The 21568-nt window shown below is 72.7% G+C and carries 21 protein-coding genes; 12 read left to right on the top strand and 9 right to left on the bottom strand.

Going from position 1 to position 21568, the window contains the following annotated elements; translation table 11 throughout:
- Positions 1–51: 51 nt before the first annotated feature.
- On the bottom strand, positions 52–1440 hold the full coding sequence (gene dctA / locus RNC47_RS11650; RefSeq protein WP_311598011.1) for a C4-dicarboxylate transporter DctA: 1389 nt from the start codon (positions 1438–1440) through the stop codon (positions 52–54).
- Positions 1441–1614: 174 nt separating this feature from the next.
- Between dctA and RNC47_RS11645 the strand changes: the two genes are divergently transcribed.
- The 9 genes from RNC47_RS11645 (at position 1615) to RNC47_RS11605 (ending at position 9322) form a co-directional block, all read left to right on the top strand.
- Complete coding sequence (locus RNC47_RS11645; RefSeq protein WP_311598010.1) at positions 1615–2505, top strand: LysR family transcriptional regulator; 891 nt, start codon at positions 1615–1617, stop codon at positions 2503–2505.
- Positions 2506–2578: 73 nt separating this feature from the next.
- Positions 2579–3637, top strand: a complete 1059-nt coding sequence (locus tag RNC47_RS11640) for a tartrate dehydrogenase (protein ID WP_311598009.1) — start codon at positions 2579–2581, stop codon at positions 3635–3637.
- Between the two features lie 33 nt (positions 3638–3670).
- Positions 3671–4837, top strand: coding sequence for a mandelate racemase/muconate lactonizing enzyme family protein (locus RNC47_RS11635; protein ID WP_311598008.1), 1167 nt, complete (start codon positions 3671–3673; stop codon positions 4835–4837).
- Positions 4838–4922: 85 nt separating this feature from the next.
- Positions 4923–5423 carry an RNA polymerase sigma factor gene (locus RNC47_RS11630; protein ID WP_394814760.1) on the top strand — a complete coding sequence of 167 codons (501 nt, stop codon included), beginning with the start codon at positions 4923–4925 and terminating at the stop codon, positions 5421–5423.
- Complete coding sequence (locus RNC47_RS11625) at positions 5404–6057, top strand: hypothetical protein (RefSeq protein WP_311598006.1); 654 nt, start codon at positions 5404–5406, stop codon at positions 6055–6057. Before RNC47_RS11630 ends, RNC47_RS11625 begins: the two co-directional genes overlap by 20 nt.
- A gap of 163 nt (positions 6058–6220) precedes the next feature.
- The gene (locus RNC47_RS11620; RefSeq protein ID WP_311598005.1) at positions 6221–6970 is read left to right on the top strand and encodes an ABC transporter substrate-binding protein; all 750 of its coding nucleotides are present in this window, start codon (positions 6221–6223) and stop codon (positions 6968–6970) included.
- A 53-nt stretch (positions 6971–7023) separates the two neighbouring features.
- On the top strand, positions 7024–7551 hold the full coding sequence (locus RNC47_RS11615; protein ID WP_311598004.1) for a hypothetical protein: 528 nt from the start codon (positions 7024–7026) through the stop codon (positions 7549–7551).
- Positions 7552–7625: 74 nt separating this feature from the next.
- A complete protein-coding gene (locus RNC47_RS11610; RefSeq protein WP_311598003.1) occupies positions 7626–8456 on the top strand; it encodes a carbohydrate ABC transporter permease in 831 nt (276 codons plus the stop codon).
- Positions 8453–9322, top strand: a complete 870-nt coding sequence (locus RNC47_RS11605) for a carbohydrate ABC transporter permease (RefSeq protein ID WP_311598001.1) — start codon at positions 8453–8455, stop codon at positions 9320–9322. Before RNC47_RS11610 ends, RNC47_RS11605 begins: the two co-directional genes overlap by 4 nt.
- Before the next feature lie 65 nt (positions 9323–9387).
- Here the strand turns inward: RNC47_RS11605 and RNC47_RS11600 are convergent, their stop codons facing one another.
- On the bottom strand, positions 9388–9996 hold the full coding sequence (locus tag RNC47_RS11600; RefSeq protein ID WP_311597999.1) for a TetR/AcrR family transcriptional regulator: 609 nt from the start codon (positions 9994–9996) through the stop codon (positions 9388–9390).
- Between the two features lie 137 nt (positions 9997–10133).
- Between RNC47_RS11600 and RNC47_RS11595 the strand changes: the two genes are divergently transcribed.
- The gene (locus RNC47_RS11595) at positions 10134–11357 is read left to right on the top strand and encodes a glycoside hydrolase family 1 protein (RefSeq protein ID WP_311597997.1); all 1224 of its coding nucleotides are present in this window, start codon (positions 10134–10136) and stop codon (positions 11355–11357) included.
- A gap of 52 nt (positions 11358–11409) precedes the next feature.
- Here the strand turns inward: RNC47_RS11595 and RNC47_RS11590 are convergent, their stop codons facing one another.
- Together RNC47_RS11590 and RNC47_RS11585 are read right to left on the bottom strand one after the other, a co-directional pair.
- Positions 11410–13470, bottom strand: coding sequence for a restriction endonuclease (locus RNC47_RS11590; RefSeq protein ID WP_311597996.1), 2061 nt, complete (start codon positions 13468–13470; stop codon positions 11410–11412).
- A gap of 154 nt (positions 13471–13624) precedes the next feature.
- The gene (locus RNC47_RS11585) at positions 13625–14215 is read right to left on the bottom strand and encodes a TetR/AcrR family transcriptional regulator (RefSeq protein ID WP_311597995.1); all 591 of its coding nucleotides are present in this window, start codon (positions 14213–14215) and stop codon (positions 13625–13627) included.
- Positions 14216–14265: 50 nt separating this feature from the next.
- On the opposite strand from RNC47_RS11585, the gene RNC47_RS11580 reads away from it, so the two are divergent.
- Positions 14266–14817 carry a GNAT family N-acetyltransferase gene (locus RNC47_RS11580; RefSeq protein WP_311597994.1) on the top strand — a complete coding sequence of 184 codons (552 nt, stop codon included), beginning with the start codon at positions 14266–14268 and terminating at the stop codon, positions 14815–14817.
- Positions 14818–14869: 52 nt separating this feature from the next.
- Here the strand turns inward: RNC47_RS11580 and RNC47_RS11575 are convergent, their stop codons facing one another.
- The 4 genes from RNC47_RS11575 to RNC47_RS11560 form a co-directional block, all read right to left on the bottom strand.
- Complete coding sequence (locus tag RNC47_RS11575; RefSeq protein WP_311597992.1) at positions 14870–16345, bottom strand: glycoside hydrolase family 43 protein; 1476 nt, start codon at positions 16343–16345, stop codon at positions 14870–14872.
- Between the two features lie 192 nt (positions 16346–16537).
- On the bottom strand, positions 16538–17956 hold the full coding sequence (locus RNC47_RS11570; protein WP_311597991.1) for a hypothetical protein: 1419 nt from the start codon (positions 17954–17956) through the stop codon (positions 16538–16540).
- Entirely contained in the window at positions 17931–18713 is a 783-nt protein-coding gene (locus tag RNC47_RS11565; protein ID WP_311597990.1) for a hypothetical protein, read from the bottom strand. Before RNC47_RS11565 ends, RNC47_RS11570 begins: the two co-directional genes overlap by 26 nt.
- A 1-nt stretch (position 18714) precedes the next feature.
- Complete coding sequence (locus tag RNC47_RS11560) at positions 18715–19359, bottom strand: hypothetical protein (protein ID WP_311597989.1); 645 nt, start codon at positions 19357–19359, stop codon at positions 18715–18717.
- Positions 19360–19641: 282 nt separating this feature from the next.
- Between RNC47_RS11560 and RNC47_RS11555 the strand changes: the two genes are divergently transcribed.
- On the top strand, positions 19642–20784 hold the full coding sequence (locus RNC47_RS11555; RefSeq protein ID WP_311597987.1) for a macro domain-containing protein: 1143 nt from the start codon (positions 19642–19644) through the stop codon (positions 20782–20784).
- Here RNC47_RS11555 and RNC47_RS11550 read toward each other — a convergent pair.
- Entirely contained in the window at positions 20778–21485 is a 708-nt protein-coding gene (locus RNC47_RS11550) for a 4Fe-4S single cluster domain-containing protein (RefSeq protein WP_311597985.1), read from the bottom strand. The two genes, RNC47_RS11555 and RNC47_RS11550, sit on opposite strands and share 7 nt — an antisense overlap.
- Between the last annotated feature and the right edge of the window lie 83 nt (positions 21486–21568).

Below are 21568 nucleotides of genomic sequence, written 5' to 3'. Positions count from 1 at the left end.
GGCTGCGGTGCGAGGCCAACCTACCGGCCGGGGTGACCAGGACGGAGGGCGTCAGGACGCCACCTCCGCGTTCCGGGTCACGGCCGGTCGGGCCTGCTCCTCCGCCGCCTCGGTGGCCGCCGGCGGCCGCCCCGCCCCGCCCGCCAGGACCTCGCGCGCCCGTGCCAGGTCCAGCGTGCCGTCCCACCGGGCGATGAACAGGGTGGCGACGGCGTTGCCGGAGAAGTTCACCAGCGCCCGGCACTCGGACATGAACTTGTCGATGCCGAAGACGAGCATGATGCCGGCGGCGGGAACGGTGCCGACCGTGGAGAGGGTGGCGGTGAGCGCGATGAAGCCGCCGCCCGCGACACCGGCCGCGCCCTTGGAGGTCAGCAGCATGACGGCGAGCAGCCCCAGCTGTTGGGGCACGGACAGCGGCGTGTCGGTGGCCTGGGCGATGTAGAGCGTGGCGAGGGAGAGGTAGATCGCCGCGCCGTCGAGGTTGAAGCTGTAGCCCGTGGGCACCACCAGGCCGACGGTGGACCTCTCGACGCCCATGTGCTGGAGCTTGCGCATCAGCCCCGGCAGCGCGGGTTCCGCGGTGGAGGTGCCGAGGACCAGGAGGTACTCCTCCTTGAAGTAGCGGAAGAGCTGGAAGATGTTCAGCCGCACGTAGGCCGCCAGCACGCCGCCGAGCACGACCACGACGAACAGGATCGAGGTGACGTAGAAGAGCAGGATCAGCGAGCCGAGACTGGTCAGCGTGGAGAGGCCGAACCGTCCGATGGCGTACGCCATCGCGCCGAAGGCGCCGAGCGGCGCGACCTTCATGACGTACGACAGCACCTTGAAGACGACCTCGGTCAGCCGGCCCACGCCCTCGATGATCGGCTCCCCGGCCGTCCCCACCGCCTTCAGCGCGATGGCGAAGATCACCGCCAGGAAGATCACCTGGAGGATGTCCCCCTCGACGAACGGGCCAAAGAAGCTGTCCGGCACGATGTGGGTGAGGAACTCCCACCACTGCTGGTGCTCGCCGGCCTCGATGTACTCGGCCGCGTCGCCCGAGGTGTCCAGGGTCGACGGGTCGGCGTGCACGCCCTCGCCGAGCCGGAAGACGTTGATGGCCACCAGGCCCGCGGCCATGGCGACGATGGTGCCGACCTGGAAGTAGGTCAGCGCCTTGATCCCGGTGAGCCCGACCCGCTTCAGGTCCGCGACGCCCGCTATGCCGCCGATGATGGTCAGGAACACGATCGGGCCGATCAGCATCTTCATCGCGGTGATGAACGTCGTGCCGATCGGCTCCATGGCGGTGCCCACGTCCGGCCACCGCCAGCCCACCACGACGCCGACCACGATCGCCACGAGCACCTGGACGTACAACTGCCGGTACCACGGTTTCGCCGTGCGGCCCACGGCTCGGGCCGTTCGCTCGTCGTCCGGGGTTTGCGTCATTGCAGCCTCCCTGATCCCGCGAGACCGAGTCCCGTCGGCACGCGCCAGCTTCGCGCCACAGTGAACCGGGCCGCTCGACCAGGGGTCCATGACCAAAAAGCGATGCCCCCGATAGGTGGCACCTATCGGTGGCGGCTCGGCGGGCCACTGGCCGGGAGGGGTGAGAATCCCGGTATGGACGTCCGGCAGCTGCAGTACTTCCTCGCGATCGTGGACCACGGCGGGTTCGGGCGCGCGGCGTCGGCGCTGTACGTGTCGCAGCCGTCGTTGTCCCAGGCGATCCGGGGGCTGGAGCGCGACCTGGGCAGTGAGCTGTTCCACCGCGTCGGTCGTCGGGCGGTGCTGAGCGCGGCCGGTGAGGCGTTGATCGAGCCGGCCCGGGAGGCCGTGCGCGGTCTGGAGACGGCCCGGGCGAGCGTCGCCGCCGTGCGGGAGCTGCGGGAGGGGCGGCTCGACGTCGCCGCCATGCCGTCGCAGGCGGTGGAGCCGCTGACCACGATGATCGGGGCCTTCAGCGGCCGCTACCCGGGGGTGTCGGTGGCCATCAGGGCCGCCTTCACGGTGCCGGACGTCGTCGAGCTGGTCCGGACGGGCGCCGTCGAACTCGGGCTGCTGGCCACCGCCGGCGCGTTGCCGGAGAAGGAGGTGGTCTCCCGCCCGGTCGGCCGCCAGCGTTTCGTCCTGGTGGTGCCGCCCGGCGGGCCGTTCGCCGACCGGGGTTCCGTGCGGTGCGAGGAGTTGGCCGGCCAGCGGCTGATCGTGGGGCAGCGGGGCACGGGGATGCGCGCCTATGTGGAGGCGCTGCGGGAGCGCGGCGTCGAGTTCACGGTCGCGGCCGAGACCGAGCACCGGGTGGCCGTCATCCCGCTGGTGCTGGCCGGCGTCGGCCTGACCGTCGTCACGGAGTCGTGGCAGGGGCTGGCGCGGCGGGCCGGCGCCCGGGTGCTGGACATCGAGCCGGAGACCGCGCTGACCGTGGGCCTGGTCAGCCGCCGCACCAGGCTGTCGCCGGCGGCGGAGGCGTTCGTGTCGACCGCCCTCCCGGCCGGCAGCCGCGAGCCCTGATAGGCGCGACTTATGGAGCAGATCGACACTCCGTCTTGGACGGTCGGGCGCGCCGGTTGCTGCAATCGACGGCATGACCGACCATCGCATCGCCCTGATCCCCGGTGACGGCATCGGCACCGAGGTCCTGCCGCCGGCCCGACAGGTCCTCGACGCCGTCGGGCGCCGCCACGGCTTCGGCTTCTCCTACACCTCCTACGACGACTGGTCCTGCGAGCGGTATCTCCGCGAGGGCGCGATGATGCCGGAGGACGGCCTCGACCAGCTCCGCGACAAGGACGCCATCCTGCTCGGCGCGGTCGGCTACCCGGGCGTGCCGGACCACGTCTCCCTGTGGGGACTGCTGATCCCCATCCGCCGCGGCTTCCGCCAGTACGTCAACCTGCGGCCGATCCGGGTCTTCGAGGGGATCGACAGCCCGGTGCGCGGGGCGACTGCGGGCGCGGTCGACTTCGTCGTGGTGCGGGAGAACGTCGAGGGCGAGTACAGCGAGATCGGCGGCCGGCTGAACCGGGGGTTCCCCGAGGAGATGGCAGTGCAGGAGGCCGTGTTCACCCGGGCCGGGGTCACCCGCCTGCTGGACTACGCCTTCGACCTGGCGGAGCGGCGGGGCGGCCGGCTCACCTCGGCCACCAAGTCGAACGGCATCGTGCACACCATGCCCTTCTGGGACGAACTGGTCGCCGAACGGGGAGCCGCCCACCCCCGGGTGGTCTGGGAGCAGGAACACGTCGACGCGCTGGCCGCCAAGTTCGTCCTCGACCCGGCCCGCTTCGACGTGGTGGTGGCCTCCAACCTCTTCGGGGACATCCTCAGCGACCTGGCCGCCGCGGTCGCCGGCTCCGTCGGCGTCGCGCCGGCCGCCAACCTCAACCCGGAGCGCACCCACCCCTCGATGTTCGAGCCGGTTCACGGCTCCGCCCCCGACATCGCCGGCCGGGGCATCGCCAACCCGCTGGGCGCGATCTCGTCGGCCGCCATGATGCTCGACCACCTCGGCCATCCCGAGGCCGCCAGGGACGTCACCGACGCCATCGCGGCGATCCTGGCCGGGACCGACCTGCGCACCCCCGACCTGGGCGGCACCGCGTCCACGGCCGAGTTCACCGACAAGCTCCTCGAACTGCTCTGAGCCGCGCCGTTCGACGGACCAGGAAGGACCACGATGAGGATCACCGCCGCCTACGAGGGCGTCGTGCCCATCAGCTCCTCGATCCGCAACGCGTGGATCGACTTCAGCGCGATGGACTGCTCGATCGTCGCCATCGTCAGCGACGTCGTCCGCGACGGCCGGCCCGTGGTGGGCTACGGCTTCAACTCCAACGGCCGCTACAGCGCCGGCGAGATCCTGCGGCGGCGCGTGCTGCCGCGGCTGCTGGCCGCGGACCCGGAGAGCCTGCTGGACGAGCGGGGCGAGCTCGACCCCGCCAGGGCCTGGGACGTCATGATGCGCAACGAGAAGCCCGGTGGTCACGGCGAACGCTCGGTGGCCGTCGGCGTCGTCGACATGGCGCTGTTCGACCTCGCGGCCAAGATCGCCGGCCAGCCGCTCTACCGGTACCTCTCGGACCGCCACGGCGACGGCCGCCCCGACGACTCGGTCTTCGTCTACGCCGCAGGGGGCTACTACGCCCCCGGCAAGACGATCGCCGATCTCCAGGACGAGATGCGCGGCTTCCTCGACCTGGGGTACGAGGTCGTCAAGATGAAGATCGGCGGCGCCGACCTGGCCGAGGACCTGCGCCGCATCGAGGCCGTCATCGACGTGCTCGGCGGTGACGGGTCGCGTCTCGCCGTGGATGTCAACGGCCGCTTCGACCTCGCCACCGCCCTGGAGTACGGGCGGGCCATCGAGCCCTACGGCCTGTTCTGGTACGAGGAGATCGGCGACCCGCTCGACTACCGACTCAACGCCACCGTCGCCGAGCACTACCCCGGGCCCATCGCCACCGGCGAGAACCTGTTCTCGCTCCAGGACGCCCGCAACCTGATCCGCTACGGCGGCCTGCGCCCCGACCGCGACTACATCCAGGTCGACCCGGCGCTCGCCTACGGCCTGGTGGAGTACCTGCGCGTCCAGGACATGCTGCGCCAGCACGGCTGGTCCTCCCGCCGCTGCGTCCCGCACGGCGGACACCAGTTCTCCCTGCACATCGCGGCCGCGCTCAAGCTCGGCGGCAACGAGTCCTACCCGGGCGAGTTCCAGCCCACCGGCGGCTTCGCCGACGACGCCGTCGTGGAGAGGAGCCGGGTCGGTCTCACCGACCTCCCCGGCATCGGCTTCGAGGGCAAGGCCGCGTTGTACGAGGTGCTGCGCGGGCTGCACGACTGACCGCGCGCGTCCGGGAGGGCGAACGTTCCGGACCGCTGCTCCGGCATTGGGGAAACGGAGAAGGGCGGAGGAAGGCCGTTGACGGATGACGAGGACATCGGTCGGGTGCGGGCGGTGCTCGTCCTGGGGGGGCGTGCCGTGGGACGAGTTGGAGGACGCGGTCCAGCAGGTCAGGGTGAAGTTCCTGGCCGCCGGGGCCGATCCGGCCCGGGCGAGGATCCGCAACCCGGCCGCCTGGCTGTCGGTCGTCGCCTCGCGGGTGGCGGCCGACTGGCACCGGGAGCGGACCCGGGAGGCGGGCCTGCGGGACCGGCTGGCCAGCCGGTGGGCGGTGCGCCCGCCGCCGCACCCGCAGGAGGACCGGGCCCTGGCGCTCGCCGTGTCCGACTGTCTGGCCGAACTGCCGCTTCCGCAGCGTCAGGTGCTGACGCTGCGCTTCTACGTCGACCTGACCGTCCATGACATCGCCCTGGTGCTGGGCGTTCCGGAGGGCACGGTGAAGAGCCGGCTGCACGCGGCCGTCGCCGTGCTCCGGGACCGGCTGGGTGAGAAGGAGGTGATCCGGAGTGACGGACGAGAGGCCTGAGCCGGTCGGTCCCGAGGAGGAGCGGCGGCTGCGGCTGGCGCTGCGGCTGATCGGCGAGGAGGTGGGCCGGGCGGAGCCCGAGCCGGCCGGCCCGCCGCGCGCCGCCCGTCGGCGGCGGCGCGAGGCGCTGGCGGGCCCGCTGGCCCTGGCGGCGGCGCTCGCGCTGGGCGTGCTGGCCGTCGTCACCGCGAACGACAGCGGTGACTCCGACGGTTCGTCCGACATGGCGGGCGGGGGCGGCCGGACACTGCGGGACCACGAGTGGGTCGCCTGCTCGACCATGATCCTGGAGGGGGACGTCCTGGATATCCGCCCGACGTCCGGGTTGTACCACCGGGAGTTGGTGACTCTCCGGGTGGGGGAGTGGATCAAGCCGGCCGAGGGGCCGGCGGAGGTGGAACTGAACCTGGTGGGGCCGCGGCGGGCCCGGGCCGAGGAGCCCCTGCGCGTGGGCGAGCACGTCCTGCTCATGGTCCCGGTGCTGCGGGACGACGTGCCGGACATCTTCCGCGGCGACCGGATCGACGAGTACCGGGACGTCATCGAGCGGGCGCTGCCGCGCGCCGAGAACACCGAATGCCCCGACTTCTGGCTGAATCCGGACGACCAGCCGCCCCTGGTGGACACCCGGTGAGTGACCGGCGCGCCGAGGCCGCGGTCGCACGGTAGCGCGATGTTCCCGGGCGTCGAGACTCTTGCCTGTCAATGACTGGTTTTGTGGGCTCGCCGCCCATCGCATCCGGCGATCGCGGTCTCGGTGTGCCGATCGCGCGGTTCAGAAGCCGAGGGAGTCCTCCATGAAGCGATCAGTGTCGATCGGCGTGTGCGTCGCGGTCCTGGCCGTCCTGTCCGCGTGCAGCACCCCCGGCGGAGCCAGCTCCGGTGGGGGCGTCCCGGCGGACGGGACGGCCGAGGTGCAGGCCGACGAGCTCACCGTGTGGGTCAATCCGTCCGATCCCGACGCGGTCATGAACGTCTACGAGCGCTTCACCGAGGAGACGGGCGTCGAGTTCGAGATCATCGAGATGCCCTCGGACGCGTTCGAGTCCGGCGTGCAGACCCGGTGGGCCTCCGGCGAGCGGCCGGACCTCCTCGAGTACCACGCGACGTCCGGGTTCTGGCAGCTGAACCCCGAGCAGAACCTCTACGACCTCTCCGCCATGCCCTATGTCGAACGGGAGCGGGAGATCCTCCGGAGCGCGGGCACCTTCAACGGGAAGGTGTACGCCGCGATCACCGACTCGCCCTCGCTCTTCGGGCTGTTCTACAACCGGGAGGTGTTCGACCGGTACGGTCTCGCGATACCCGAGACCTACGACGACCTGGCCGCCATCTGCGACACCCTGCGGACGGAGGCGCCGGACATCGCGCCGATCTTCGAGAGCGGCGGGTCGACCTGGCCGACCCAGATCCTGGGCGGCCTCATGTACATGGGGTCCGCGCAGCAGTCCGAGGACTGGGCGCAGCGGGTGCTCGAGGGGGAGACGACCTTCGACGCCGAGGGCAGCCCCTTCGTCGCCGGCCTTGAGGCGTACCAGGGCCTCTAGGAGTCGGGCTGTTTCAACTCCGACGCGACGACCGCCAGGTTCGAGACTCGATCGTGGCGGTCAGCGAGGGCCAGGCCGCGATGGTGGCCCTGCCGTCGGGTCTGCTGGACATGTTCACCGAGCAGCTCGGCCGCGACGACGCGCGCACGGCGGAGAAGATCGGCTTCGCCTACCCCGCCGCGGAGGGCGCCGTCTCGGCCTGGGCGCCCAATGTGGCCGGGACCTGGTACGTCCCGAGGACCGGCGACGCGGAGCGCGAGAGCACGGCGCTGGCGTTCATCCAGTGGGCAACTGAGGAGGGCTACCAGGACTTCGTGGATGAGTCGGGCACCTTCCCGGTGCTGGCGGGCGCCGAGCCGCCCGCCGGCGGGTACACCGGGGTTCGCGAGGAGCTGAGGGCGGCCTACGAGGACAGCACGGCGCTCGCCTTCAACAGCAACCTCTCCGGCTTCAACTCGGAGTTCGCGAACTACCTGACCGGCCTGCTCAGCGGGAGCGAGACGCCGGAGTCGGTCGCGAACCGTTCGCAGACGGTGTTCGAGCAGGCCGCGCGGGCCGCCGGCCTGCCGGGTTGGGAATAGGCGGTCGCGGCGTCATGCCTCACCACACGAAGCCGGCCCGGCGGAGCGCCCGGGGGCGGTGGTGGCCGTTCGTCGTGCCGACGCTCGTCCTGACGGTGGCCTTCTTCCTGCTGCCCTTCCTCCTCAACGTCTATTTCGCCTTCACCCAGTGGACCGGGTTCTCGTCGAGGATCTCGGTCAACGGCGTCGACAACTTCGTGAACCTCGTCGACTCCGGGGTGCTGCCGGTCGCGATCCGCGTCACCGTCACCTACGCGGTCGTCGCGATGCTGATGCAGAACGTCATCAGCATCGGGCTCGCGTTGCTCATGCAGCGCTCCAACCGGGGCAACTCCTTCTTCCGGGCGCTCTACTTCCTCCCGGTGCTGATCTCACCGCTCGCTGCCGGCTACATCTGGAGCGCCATCCTCGAACCCCGCGGACCGCTGAACCAGGCGATCGGGCTCGTCGTGCCCGGATTCGACCACGCCTGGCTGGGCGACGGGACCTCCGCGCTCGTCGCCGTGGCGTTCATCGACGTCTGGAAGTGGAGCGGCATCGTGACGCTGGTGTACATCGCCGGGCTGAACGCCATACCGCGGTCGCTCGTCGAGGCGGCGACGATCGACGGCGCGAACGCGTGGCGGGCCTTCTGGTCCGTGACGTTCCCGCTGCTGGCGCCCTCGTTCACGTTCAGCGTCGTCGTGAGCTTCCTCGGCGCGCTCAACGCGTTCGACATCGTCCAGGCGACCACCCGCGGCGGTCCAGGAGACACGACGTCGGTCCTCAACATCGCCATGTACCGGCAGTACAACGGCGGGTTCTTCGGCATGGCCAGCTCGATCAGCCTCACCGTCACGATCCTGGTCGTCGTGCTCGGCGTGCCACTGATCGCGTTCCTGCGGCGACGGGAGGTGGAGGCGTGACGACCCACGGAACGACCGCCCGACGGCGCCGGCCGGCGACGCCGCGCTCGGAACTGCTGCGCGTGGTGGTGCTTGGTGTGATCGCGCTGCCCTGGGTGCTGATCCCGATGTGGCTGCTCCTGGTCAACTCGGTGAAGCCCTACGGCGAGGCGAGCCAGCTCGACCTCGCCCTGCCGAGGGAGTGGCGGTGGGACAACTTCGCGGTCGTCTTCGAGGAGGGCGACTACCCCACGGCGCTGCTCAACAGCCTCGCGATCGCCGTGCCGACCCTCGCGTCCGTGCTGCTGTTCGGGTCGATGGCCGCCTGGGCCTTCGCCCGGTCGCGGCGCGTCTCGATGAAGGTCGCCTACAACGTCTGCGTGCTGTCGGTGCTGCTGCCGCCGGCGGTCCTGCCCACCATCTACGAGCTGCAGACGCTGGGGATCGACGGGACCCGGCTGGGCTACTTCCTGGTCATGGTGGGGACCCGGCTCGGTGTCGTGGTCTTCCTCGCCACCGGGTTCGTGCGGGCGATGTCGGTGGAGATCGAGGAGGCGGCGGCGATCGACGGGGCCTCGAAGCCGCAGATCTTCCGGCTCCTGATCGTGCCGTCGCTGCTGCCGGTGCTCCTGGTCGGCGGCGTCATCCTGATCATCACGATCTGGAACGAGTTCCTGTTCGCGCTGTTCCTGCTGCGGGGCGAGGAGAGCGCGACCCTTCCGCTCGGTCTCTTCCGGTTCGCCTCGGCCTCGTCGGAGGTCGTCGCGTTCCGCTGGGACCTCGTCTTCGCGCATGTCGTCCTGACGAGTCTGCCCCTCGTGATCGTCTATCTGTTCGTGCAACGGCGCCTCGTCCAGGGGCTGTCCGAGGGGGCGATCAAGGGCTGAGCGGCTGAGTGGCTGAGCCGGGCGGCCCGGCGGCGTCAGCCACGGGCCGCCTGCCTACTCGGGAATCAGGCCTCGGGGCCTGGCGAGGTCGCGGTGCCGCGCAGCAGCGTGACCAGCTCTTCGAGCATGGCGCCCATGTCCACCTGTTCCGGATCGAGCAGCCACTGCAGTTGGAGACCGTCGGCGGCGGCCATGACCAGGCTGGCCGTGGTCTGTGGATCCAGCGCGTCGGGGAGCTCGCCCGCCGCCTGCTTGCGGCGGATGTCCGCCGCGATGTTCGCGCGCAGCATCTCGTAGCGCTTGACGAAGAACTGCCGCGCCGAGCTCGCCGCGTCCGTGCTCTCGGCCGACATCGCGACATACAGCCGCACGAGACCGGGTTCCACGGCGTTGTGCTTGATGATCTCGATCAGGCCCTCGACGGTGACGTCGCGGTCGACTGTCTGGTCGTAGAAGCGGGTGTTGCGTTCGTCGCGACGACGGAGCACCTCGACGAAGAGCTCCTCCTTCGTTCGGAAGTAGTGCAGCAGGCCGGCCTGGCTCAGGTTGACGAGACGAGCGACCTCGCGGAAGGAGGTGCGGTCATAGCCCTTGCGGCTGAACAGCTCGAGCGCGACGTCGACGATCTCGGCGCGTTTGGCTTCGCCCTTCGCGTACGGTCTCCGCGCTGCCATGCGGACATGCTAGCCGCAGGCTCGACGGGTGATCGTGGCGAGACCCGTGCTCATGACAGCGCGGTAGGCTATCGTAAAACCAGTCATTGACAGCCTTTGGCTGGCGGGCGGCGTGCGGAGCATGGCGAAGGAGGACCGTGACCACCCTCTTCCCTCCCGGTTTCCTGTGGGGAGCCGCGACGTCGGCGCACCAGGTGGAAGGCGGCAACGTCAACTCCGACTGGTGGCGCTTCGAGCACGAGCCGGCCTCGGGGGTGCACGTCTCGTCCGGCGACGGCATCGACCACCTGCACCGCTACCGCGAGGACTTCGACCTCCTGGCCTCGCTCGGGCACACCGCGCACCGGCTCTCCGTGGAGTGGGCGCGCATCGAGCCGGCGCCCGGCGAGTTCAGCGCCGCGGCGCTGGCCCACTACCGGCGCGTGCTCGCCGCGCTGCGCGAGCGCGGCCTCCGGTCGTTCGTGACCCTGCACCACTTCACGCTCCCGGCCTGGTTCGCCGACCGGGGCGGATGGCTCGCCCCGGACGCGCTCACCGTGTTCGAACGGTACTGCGCACGCGTCGTGGCGGCGCTCGGCGACCTGGCCGACTTCGTCTGCACGATCAACGAACCGCAGATGGTCGCGCTCCACGGCTACCTGGAGGGCTACCACCCGCCCGGCATCGCGCACGCCGGCCACTGGAAGCGCGTCGGGCGCGTTCTCCTGGAGGCGCACCACCGCGCCGTCGCCGCGACGCGGGCGCACGCCGACGCCGCGCCCGGCCTTGTCGTCCAACTGCCGGTACTGGCGCCCGCCCGCGAGGACGCGGTGACCCGGCGGTACCGCGACGAACTGCGGGCGGAGATCGTCGACCTCTACCTCGACGACCTTCGGCCGGGCGACGGCGGCGACTGGCTGGGGGTGCAGTACTACCGCAAGAACTGGGTCGACCCCGCGTCGCCGACCATCTTCGTGCCGCCGCCGCGCGGCTTCGCGACCAGCCAGATGGGCTGGGCCGTGTACCCGGAGGGCCTGCGCGAGGTCCTGGGCCGGGCCGCCAGGACCGGACTGCCGCTCTACGTCACGGAGAACGGCATCGCGACGGAGGACGACACGGAACGGATCGACTACCTGGAGAGCCACCTGGGCGCGGTGCTGCGCGCCATCGGCGACGGCGTCGACGTGCGCGGCTACCTGCACTGGTCCGCCTTCGACAACTTCGAGTGGGCCGAGGGCTACCGGCCCAAGTTCGGCCTCGTCGCCGTGGACCACGCCGCGGGATTCCGGCGCCAGCCGAAGCCGAGCGCCTACGCCTTCCAACGCGTCGCCGAGAGCGGCGACCTCTCCCGACTGCGGGCGGCCGGGGTCACGACGGTCTGAGCCTCGGGCGTAGCCCCGCGCCGTTCGGCCACACGGGGCGGGGTGCCGCGCCTCACGACGTCACGTCGATGCCGAACTCCCGTACCAGTGGTTCGAGTCCGCCCGGATAGCCCTTTCCGCCCGCCACGAAGTCCCAGTCGCCGGTGGACCTGCGCCGGAAGGATCCGAGCACCAGGGCGGTCTCGCCCGGGCGACCGTCGGAGACGTCGAGCCGGCCCAGTTCCGTCCGCGTGGCGTCGAGCAGCCGAACGCAGGCGCCGGTGAACCCCGAGAGGTCGGCCGCCGGGTCGGCCTCCGGGTCGACGGCGGCCACCAGGACCAGGCGGTCGGCCCTGGCCGGCAGGGCGTCGAAGGTGACGCGGATGGCCGCCTTGTCGGGCGCCGCGGCCGACAAGGCGCGGACGGAACCGTCAGGCGTGCCCGGGTTGTTGAAGAAGACGAAGTAGTCGTCGCCGAGGATCTGGTTCCCCCGGCAGACCAGCGCGCACACGTCCAGACGGACATCGCCCGCCCAGGACAGGCCGAGCACGTTGTACTCCTCGGCCGGCGGCCCGGGTTGGGCGGTCGTCGGCCGCGCCGGTGCCGGTGACCCCCCGTCGCCCAGGCGTCCTCGAAGACCGTGCCGGTGCAGCAGGTCGACGAGTTCGGTGCCCGAGACCAGCTCCAGCGGCTTGCCGGCGGCGAACTCGTAGGAGCCGGGTCCGAACCCCGAGGTCGTCACCAGGACGCCCTTGTTGGCGCCCCTGTGCTGGACGGTTCCGTACAGGTCGCGCACGGCGGTGGGCGGCACGGTGTTCCGGTAGCGCTTCACCTGCACCACGATGCTGCCGCCCCGGATCGGCGTGGGATCCGTCGCGGCGACGTCCACTCCGCCGTCACCCGAGCGCTCGGTGGTCACGGCTTCCATCCCCATGGCCCGGAAGAGGCTCTCGATGAGGGACTCGAAGGCGATCGGGTCCATGGTGAGGAGGTCCGGTTCCTCGTCGCCGCCATGGGTGACGACACGGTTCCCGACGTCCTGCGGCCGGCGCCCCGGCCGTACCGCCACGAGTTGGTCCGGCCGCGCGGCGAGCTGCCCTCGCAGACCGTCGGTCAGGCAGCTGACGGCTTCCACCTGGGCCAGGTGCAGTTCCGCGAACGTGGAGCGCGGGGCCATGACCGTCGCCAGGTGGATTCGTCCCCGCCGCCCCGTCGCGGGATCGTGCCCGTCGACGAAGCCGTTCAACGCCACCGAGTCGAGGGAGCCGAACTCGTCCGCCGCGAAGAGCTCGTGCAGCACCAGCAACGCGCACTGCGCCAGCACCTCCCGGTAGAGGGCGCGTCGCTGCCCCACCGGCCGAGGAGTCTCCCGGTCCAGGTCCGCCGTCGGCATGTACCGCACCGACTTCACCTCGGGGACGACGTGGAACCCGGGCAGCTCCCAGTCGAGCACCAACTGCCGCCCCGCCGCGTCGTAGGCCGCCGAGACCTGCCGGGGGAACCCCTCGGGCCATGCCGAGGAGGCGTACAACGCGGCCGAGAAGTACTCGACCACGGCCTCGGGATCCCGGCGGCCGACGCCCTCGACCACGTCCAGGACGCCGGCGTTGTGCCGACGCACCTCCGCCAGCAGCGCCTGGACGGACTCGTCGTACTCCCGCCGGTACGCCGCCAACCGTTGCTGACGCTGGGCCTCCGCCACCTGTGCCGCCTGCCAGTCGTGCTCGAACCGCGCCCGCGCCTCGGCCTGCGCCTGGGCACGGCGGCTCGCCGTCCAACCCCCCTGCGCCTGGTACCGGTTCGGATCCGGCATCACCACGGGCTGCGCGAGCGCCCCCGGGTCGAAGCGCGGAACCTCCTCGGGCCGCATCAGGGCAGCCGACCGGAAGGCAGGAGCCTGGCAGCCGGTCGCCAGCAGCCCCTGTAAGCGGGCGACCCGCTCCTCCAACTCCTCGGTACGCCGCCGTGCCTCCGCCTGCCGGTACTCCCGATAGCCCTGTGCCACCTGCCGCTGATGCGCTCGGGCCTGCCGTTCCCACTCCCTGCGCTGCCGGGCCTCGGCCTCCATCCGCCGCTGCTGCTGGCGCTGCACCTCGGCCCAGACACCGACCAGACCACCAGACCGACGACTCATGCGCAGCAGCCCCTCCCCTGAACGCCGGCTGGTCGAGCCCGCTCCCCACGAACAGCGGCGCCCGGGAACCCGTCCGGATCTTTCGTGAAGAAGCATAGGAGACCTGGCGGGTGTCCGGTGGCGTGGTGGGCGGACGGGGGCGGGGGGCCCGCGGTCAGGGTGGGGGAGTCAGCGAGGCCAGGTAGTCGTCGAGGAGTTCGACCTGGCGCGGGGGCGGGAAGGTCGCGGGGTCGAACAGGGCCTGCACGACCAGGCCGAGGGTGAAGGACTGGGCGCCGGCCGCGAGGCGGGCCGGGTCGCCGGGGGGCAGTTCGCCGAGGTCCTGGGCGGCGGCGATCAGGTCGGTCAGCCGGGCGCGGCCCCGGGCGTACTTGCGGGCGTAGTCGTCGCTCAGGGCGGGGTCGGCGAGCGCGGTGTCCCAGGAGGACACCCAGATCCGGTTGCTGGCGATGGCGTCCGCGGTCAGCGGCAGGATGTCCAGCAGGGCGGCCCGCACGGCGGCGAGGCCCGGGGTCGCGGGGCGCCGGGGGCGGGCGGCGGTGCGCTCGGCGAGCAGGTCGAGGGCGTGTGCCACCAGATCGCGCTTGGCGGGGAAGTAGTGGGTGAGCAGGCCGGTGGTGGCGCCGAGTTCGGCGGCCACGGCGCGCAGCGTCAGGCCGCCGAAGCCGTGCGCGGCCAACACGCGCCAGACCGCCTCCGATACGTCGCGACGACGGGCCTCGTGGTCGCCCTTGGTGCGTGGCATGCTGCTACCGTACATATTCATAACGCTTGTTATGCGAATGTGGGGTCATCATGTTCTCCCTCCCGCTCCGGGACGACGCTCTCCTCCGGCCGCTCGAGACCTGGCACGCGGCGGAGTTCGCCACCCACCTGGACCGGGCCCGCGAGCACATCCGGCCGTGGGTCGGGCCGGGCTTCGTGACCGAGGACGTGGCAGGGGCCCGGGGCACCCTGCGCCGCTACGCCGAGCGGCAGGCCGCCGACGGTGCCCGGCTGTACGGCCTCTGGCTCGACGGCACGCTGGTCGGCGGCGTGATGTTCACGGAGTTCGACGCCGCCGCCGGCTGGTGCGAGCTCGGCTGCTGGCTGGAGCCGGCCGCCGAGGGGCGGGGGCTGGTCACCAGGGCGTGCGGCGTCCTGCTCGACTGGGCCTTCACCGACCGGGGCCTGCACCGCGCCGAGTGGCACTGCCGGGCCGACAACGAGCGAAGCGCCGCCGTGGCCGAGCGGCTCGGCATGACGCTGGAGGGCGTGCGGCGCCAGTTCTGGCGCTACGGCGGCGAGCGGTACGACAAGCAGATCTGGGCGGTCCTGGCCCCCGAATGGCGAGCCCACCGCCGGTGACCACGCGGCGCGCGGCCGCCGGCGGTGGGCGGGGACGGGGGCGGGGGAGGGGTCAGCCGGTCAGTCGGAAGGTGGCGTCGGCGCGGCCCGTCGCGTCGGTGATCTGGTCGAGTCTCAGCTCGTAGTCCCAGTGCCTGATGTACCGGTCGGGAAAGTTGTACGACCGGTAGGAGGTCCACGACGAGGCGGCGAGACCGGCCACCGGCAGGAACGTGGCGTCCGCGCGGAAGGTCGCCGAGCCGTCGTCCGGTTCGAGGACGAAGTCGAAGTCCCGGTGTCTGAGGTAGTAGCCGGGGAAGTTGACCGACTGGAAGGACACGTGTCCCGAGCCGCCCGCGAGGCCCCGGACGACGCGGAACTGCGCGTCCTGCGCGGGGCTGACGTTCGCGTCGACGCGGACGTCGAAGTTCGCGTGCCGCACGTACCGGTCCTGGTTGTTGTAGGACTGGATGCGGTTCACCGGCGTGCTGGTGCCCCACCTGGCCAGCACCCGGCTCTCCTCGGCGGCGGTGAGGGCGAGGATGGAGCCGTGGCGTTTGCGGTTGGTGCCGAGCGAGTAGTCGCCACGGGTGGTGAAGTTGCGGGTGCTGCCCAGGTTGGTCGAGGTGATGGGCATGTACCCGCGGCCGGTGGCGAACTGGTCGAGCCACAGGGCCCACTCGCCCCGGCCGTTGAACGGCATCCACATCGGCCCCTCCACGACGTTCCCGCCCGTGGCGCCGTTGGAGATGCCCATGTGCGAGAGGTCGCCGAGCGTGGTCCAGGGGCCGAGGATCGCGTTGGCGGCCTCGATGGTGATCTGCCCGTCCGCGGAGGCCCGGTAGTAGCGGTAGCCGCCGGTGGCGTCCGGCACCTCCACGATCTGGGTGTCGATGATGCCGCGGGTGCCGGCCCGTTCGATGTAGAGCTGTGGCGCCGTGAAGGTGCGGAAGTCCCGGGTCCGCACGTAGTAGACGCGGTGCTTGGTCACGCCGTTCCGCGGGGCGTTGGTCGCCCAGTAGACGACGTAGTCGCCGGTGGCGGGGTCGTGGATGGCCTCCGGGGCCCAGGCGTTGCCGGCGCCGGGGATGGCGCCGGCCACGTCGAGCAGCCGGGGCGCCGACCAGGTGACCAGGTCGGTGGACTCCCAGACGACGAGTGAGGTGCTGCCCCGGTTGGCGGCGTCGTCCCAGGACGTGCCGCTGGCGATCCGCAGGTCCGTGGCGACGATCCAGTAGCGGTCCCCGGCGGGCGACCTGAGGAGCGACGGGTCGCGCACGCCGCGGGTGCCGACGGTGGAGAGCAGCACGGGGGCGCCGTCGTTGAGGTCGGTCCAGTGCAGCCCGTCGCGGCTGTGGGAGAAGTAGACCTGCTCCCCGTTGGCGTGCTCACCGGTGAAGTGGGCCATGAGGTAGCCGGTGAAGGGGTCCAGGGCCGCGGCGCGGTCCGCCGCCGTCACCGACCACGAGGTGAACAGCAGGACGAGCGCGGCGAGCAGCGACCCGAGCCCCCTCCGGCTCCGGCGCGGTAAGGAGGGTGGTCGGCGCATGGTCGAACTCCTTCGCTCCCAGGGTGGCCGCGACGTCCTCACCACCGGCGTTTCGTTCGGTATGTCGAATGCCATTCGTGGCTTCGGGCGGAATGTAGAACCACGCGTCGGAACCGTCAACGCCGCTCGCGCCGGCGCGCCGGCGCCCAACCCCCCGGCCGGACGACGACCGTGGGGAGAGGGCGCCGGCGCTCAGGCGGTGGCGGGCCGGGGCAGCAGGGGCCACTGGCCGGACAGCCGCATGGCCGCCTCGGTCACGGCGGGATCGCGCGAGCCGCTGGCCAGGCCGTCCAGATAGGCGTGGGCCGCCGCCTCGTACCGGTCGTCGACCTCGCGCAGCGCCGCGTCCAGCGCGTCCCTGCCGGCCTGGACCTCCGCGGGGTGCGCGGCGGCCCGCTGGCCGGCCCGCCGCGCGGCCAGGGTCGACGCCTGTTCCGCCGCCGCCAGCCGCTCCCGCTCCCGCGACGTGGCCCGGTAGGCGGCCAGATAGGGGTGCGTCCTGCCGAGCCCGAGCAGGAAGGCCACGCCGCCGGAGAGCAGCAGCAGGGCGGTGAACAGCAGGCTCATCGTCTGCTCGCCGATGCCGAGCTGGTCGAGGACGCTGCCCGCGTCCCGCACCTCGGGGTCCAGGTAACGCGCCTGGTCCGGATCGAGGAGCAGGTCGCGGTCCTCGGCCAGCAGGCTCGCCCGCAGGCCCCCGAGCACCCAGCACGCGTGGGTCCAGGCGCCCAACAGCAGCAGGGCGGGCAGCGCGAGCAGCCGGGGCGACCCGGTGGCGGGCAACGTCCGCAGCATGCGGCCCAGCACGTGCGGGACGCTGATCATGACGATCCCCACGGCGAGGGTGAACGTCGCGGTGAGGAGGTTGGCGGAGGCGTCGCCGGTGCCGTGGACACGCCGGAAGGAACTCCAGTAGATGGGGAGTTCGACCAGCATCAGGCTGCCCAGCAGGGCGAGCGTGCCGCGCCGGGAGATGCCCGTCGTGCTCGGCCCCTCCCAACGCGCCACGTCGGCCGCCGGATTGGCCGCCGGACGGGCGGTGGGCTCGGGGAACGGTTCCTCGCCCGCCGCCGGGGCGGCCCCACCGGGACGCCGCTCGACCCAGCGGGCCACCGCGTCCCTGAGCTGCCGCCGGCGCGCGGCCTGCTCGGCGAGCCGGTCCAACTGGGCGCGGGTGACGTCGAGGTGGTCCGAGCGCTCCTCCCTGGCCTCACCGCATCGCCGCATCGCCGCCTCGGCCGCCTCCGCGTCGCCCCGCGCCTCCGCCGCCGCCCGCTCGGCCGCCGCCCGCTCGACGGCGGCGTCCCTCAACAACCGGTGCCGGACCCGGTCCCGCTCCGCGGCCAGCATGGCGAGCCAGGGCGGCAGGCCGTCCCCGGCCAGCACCCAGGCGTCGAAGACCCCACGGCGGGCCGCTCTCCGGCCCTCCTTGCGGCACCGCGCGAGCAGCGCGGAGCGCGTCTCGTGCCGGCCGTCCTCGCGGGCGGACCCGCCCCGCTGTCCGGGCCGCGGCGCGCGCCCCGGCGTCGGCGCGCGCCCGCCGGCCCGCCGGCCGCCCGGCCGCGGTATCCGCCGCCCGCCGTCGTCAGCGCCGGTATGTGTCGTCGACATCCGCGTCCGCACGTCCTTCCAACAGCTCCGTCCAGAACGCGTCGAAGTCCGCGTAGTCGGCCGGCTGGCGGCTGAACCGCATGCCGTAGCCGGCCGGGTAGACGACGGCGTCCGCGAGCCGGGGCAGCCGCCCCTGCTCCGCGAGTCCGTCGATGACCGCCGCGCGGGACTCCGGCGTCGTCAGGTCCTGCTCGTCCAGTCCTGACCCGACGTCCGACTGGATGAAGTCGCTGACCACCAGGATGTGGAACGCCTCGCCGTCCCCCGGGGCGGAGCCCGAGACGCGGTTCAGCGCGCCGAGCACGTCGGAGCCCGGCTGGGTCGTCCTGGCGCAGTCGAGGAGCTCCGTCGCGACGCCCTCGGCCACGGCCCGCTGGGCGGCCCGCACCTCCTCCCGGTCGAGCGTGGGATCCCCTTCCGGATCCAGCTCGACCTCCTCCGCCTGGCACGAGGAGAACTGCGAAGCGCTGGTGATGGGGGCGAAGGCCAGCGTGCCGCACTCCAGGTCGGCCAGGAAGTCGGGCAGCGTGGTGTGCAGCTTGACCTCCGCGTCGAATCCCTCCGGGGCCGGATCCCCGGAACCCGAGCCGTCGACCACCACCGCGCAGGCGGCCGAGTAGCGGTCGACGCTCGTGCCGAGCGCCTCGCCGATCGCGCCGCAGCCCGTGGTGCCCACGACCAGCGCCGCGGCCAGTGTCGCGGCCGGCAGCGCGGCCCCGAGGGCCCGCCGGCGGGACCCGGTGTGGTGCGCCGCCATCTCACCGACCTCCCCTCGTGCGCCCGGCCGTGGGCCGGGTGTCCAGGATCTCCAGGGCCCGGGCCGTGACCGAGGTCCTGCCGGTGGCGGGCTCGACCAGCCAGCTGTCCGACTCCCGCCACGACACGTCGAGTTCGAGCCGCGCCGGCGCCCAGTGCGCCAGGTGCGCGGGCGCCGGATCGGGCACGTCGCGGTGGTACCGCCGCACCGCGTCCCAGTAGCAGGAGATCACCTGGTTGGCGCGCTCCGTGACGGCGACGGCCCGGCACCGGCAGACATCGGCCTTGGCGCGCCACTCGCCCACCCGCTCGCCGAACCGCGCCAGCGCGGCGGGCGCCGGCCGGCTCCGCCCGTCGTACTGCTCCACCACGTGAACGGCCTGGTACCTGATGCCGGTTATCAGCCGCCGCTCCCGGTCGAGCATCCGGGAACGCAACTGCTCGACGGCCCGGTCCGCGGTGGCCCGCTGCTCCCGGACGAACGCGGTCACGACCGTGCCAGGCCCCAGCGGTATGTCGGTGGGCGGCGGCACGTGCGGCAGGCCCCTGCGGCCGTCCCGCCAGCCCCGGATCCGCGCGGCCCAGAGCGCCGTTCGCGGTGGTGCCGCGTGCCGGACGACACGATTGACGTTCTCTGTTCTGATCACGCTCGCTCATTCCTCCGTTTCGGTCAGGTAGCGACCGACTGCGCGTGGCGATCCCGTTTCGCGTAAGGGAAAAAAAGGGGGACGACGCGTTTCCTGTCGAAAGCCTTAGCAGGCTCGGGAGAGTCGCGGTGGGAAGAGACCCGAAGGGCCCGGAAAACGCCCCGCGTTCACCCGGAACCCGCCCGCGGGCCACCGGATCGCGCGGTCGACGGGAGCCGGACGAGCACGGCGTGGCCCGCCGCCCTCTCCTGTCCGGCGGACGACCCGTCTACTGTGGTCCTCATGGGTGCGGACATCGCGGCGAGCTCGCCCTCTCACGCCGAACTCCTGGCAGATTTACGATCATTACGCCGTCCCGGACTGACCGGCCTGCGCACCGTCCCCGTGCCGGCCCTGCGGAGGGCCGCGCTCTCCTGCGGCTTCTGCGCCGACTCCGACGACGTGCCGGCCGGCGTCGAGGCCCTGCTCCGCCAGGCCGTCCAACGGCTCGGCGAGCGCGACGCCCTCGGGCTGGCCGCGGCCCGCAGCTTCGGCCTGGTGCCCGGCGGCCGGGGCGCCGCGGCGCAGGACCGCCGCAAGGCCGCGGCCCTGGTGTACGGGGTCAGCACCGAGACGTTCCGCAAGCGGCAGGAGGGCCAGGTCCTCGACCAGCTCGCCGAGGCCGTGCTGGCGCTGTGCCGGGAGACCGCCCGCCGGCCGGCGGGCCCGGCCGGGGACGTGGCCGCCACCGCCCCGGGCGCCACCCCGCCGCGGGTCGACCCGGCGCCGCCCACCCGCATCGAGACCACCGTGGCGGACGCGCCCGCGCCGTTCGTGCTGCACGTCTCCCCGGTCGACCTGCTGCGCAACATCGACATCCTGGTCTCGTCGGAGAACGTCTACCTGGAGATGGCCAGGACCTTCGGGCCCACGCTCTCCGGCGCGCTGCGCCGGGCCGGCGCCGTCCGGGACGCCGCCGGCCAACTGGTGGACGACGTGCTCGCCGACGAACTCGCCGCCTGGGTACGGGAACACGGCCGGCCAGGGCTGCCGGTCCGCCCCGGCACGGTCGCGGCCACCTCGTCCGGCGCCATGCGGGCGCACGGCATCCGCCGGATCTACCACGCGGCCGTCGCGGTGCCGTTCGCCGACCGGGACGGCTACGAGGTGGCGCCCGGGGACATCGCCAGGGCCGTGCGCGAGGCGTTCGCGCTGGCCAGGGCCGAGCGCGAGGCGTTCGACCCGCCGCTGTCCTCCATCTGCTTCCCGCTGATGGGCGCCGGGCGCGCCCGTCTCGCGCCCGAGGTCAGCGCCAGCTGGATCGGCTGGGCGGTCCACGAGGAACTGCTCCGCGACCCGGACTGGACGGTGCACATGGTCGTCAAGAACCGGGCCACGGCCGAGGCCATCGCCGATCTCGGCCGCCCGCGCCCAGGCGGTCACTGACGCCAACTCGGGCCTCTCAGACGGACGCCGGCCGCGCGCAACCGCCGCTCCAGCGCGGAGAGCTCGCCGCGCCCCGGCACCCCGTACAGCAGGACCCCGCCGGCCGGGGCCCAGGCCACCTGCACCCTGGGCCCGGCGGCGGTGCGCGCGAGGTGCGGCCCGTACCGCTGCCGGCCGAGTTCGGTCAGCGGGCGCAGCCGCTGGTTGGCCGAGCCGCGCCACACCAGGTCCGTCGGCTCCGCGGCCACGTAGCGGCCGCTGATCAGCGCGTCCGCGTGCCGCAGGGCCTCCCGCAGCCCCGGCTCGGGCGCCAGCTCGGCCTCCGTCAGACCGGTGTAGACGAGGATGTCCGCGGGGCGCCCCCCGGCGCCCGCCGCCCGCCGCAGCGCGGCGGCGCCCGCCAGCAGCCGGGAGAGGGCCACCGGCTGGGACAGCGGCTCGCCGCCGCTGACGGTGAGGCCGTCGGCGCCGGCCGCCAGTGCCGCCCGCCACTCGTCGAGCAGTTCCGGCAGGCCGACCGCGCGCCCGCCCGCCGGGTCCCAGGTGTGCCGGGACATGCAGCCCGGGCAGGCCAACGGGCAGCCCTGGAACCAGACGCCGAGCCGCCGGCCGGGGCCGAGCGTCGTCACCGGGAAGTGGGTGCCGCTGATCCGCGCCGCCGCACCGGCCGCGCCCGGTGGGTCGGGCGTTTCGTCAACCATCGAGATCCCTCCCTGCCGAATCGCGGAATCGGTGCCCGGCCGCCGCGAATTCCATCCGAACCCACCCGGAAATCCGACGGATT

The sequence above is a fragment of the Streptomyces millisiae genome (assembly GCF_031845425.1).
Lineage (GTDB): Bacteria > Actinomycetota > Actinomycetes > Streptomycetales > Streptomycetaceae > Streptomyces > Streptomyces millisiae.
Note: the sequence above shows the minus strand (reverse complement) of the source record. Positions and strands in the feature narration are given on the sequence as shown.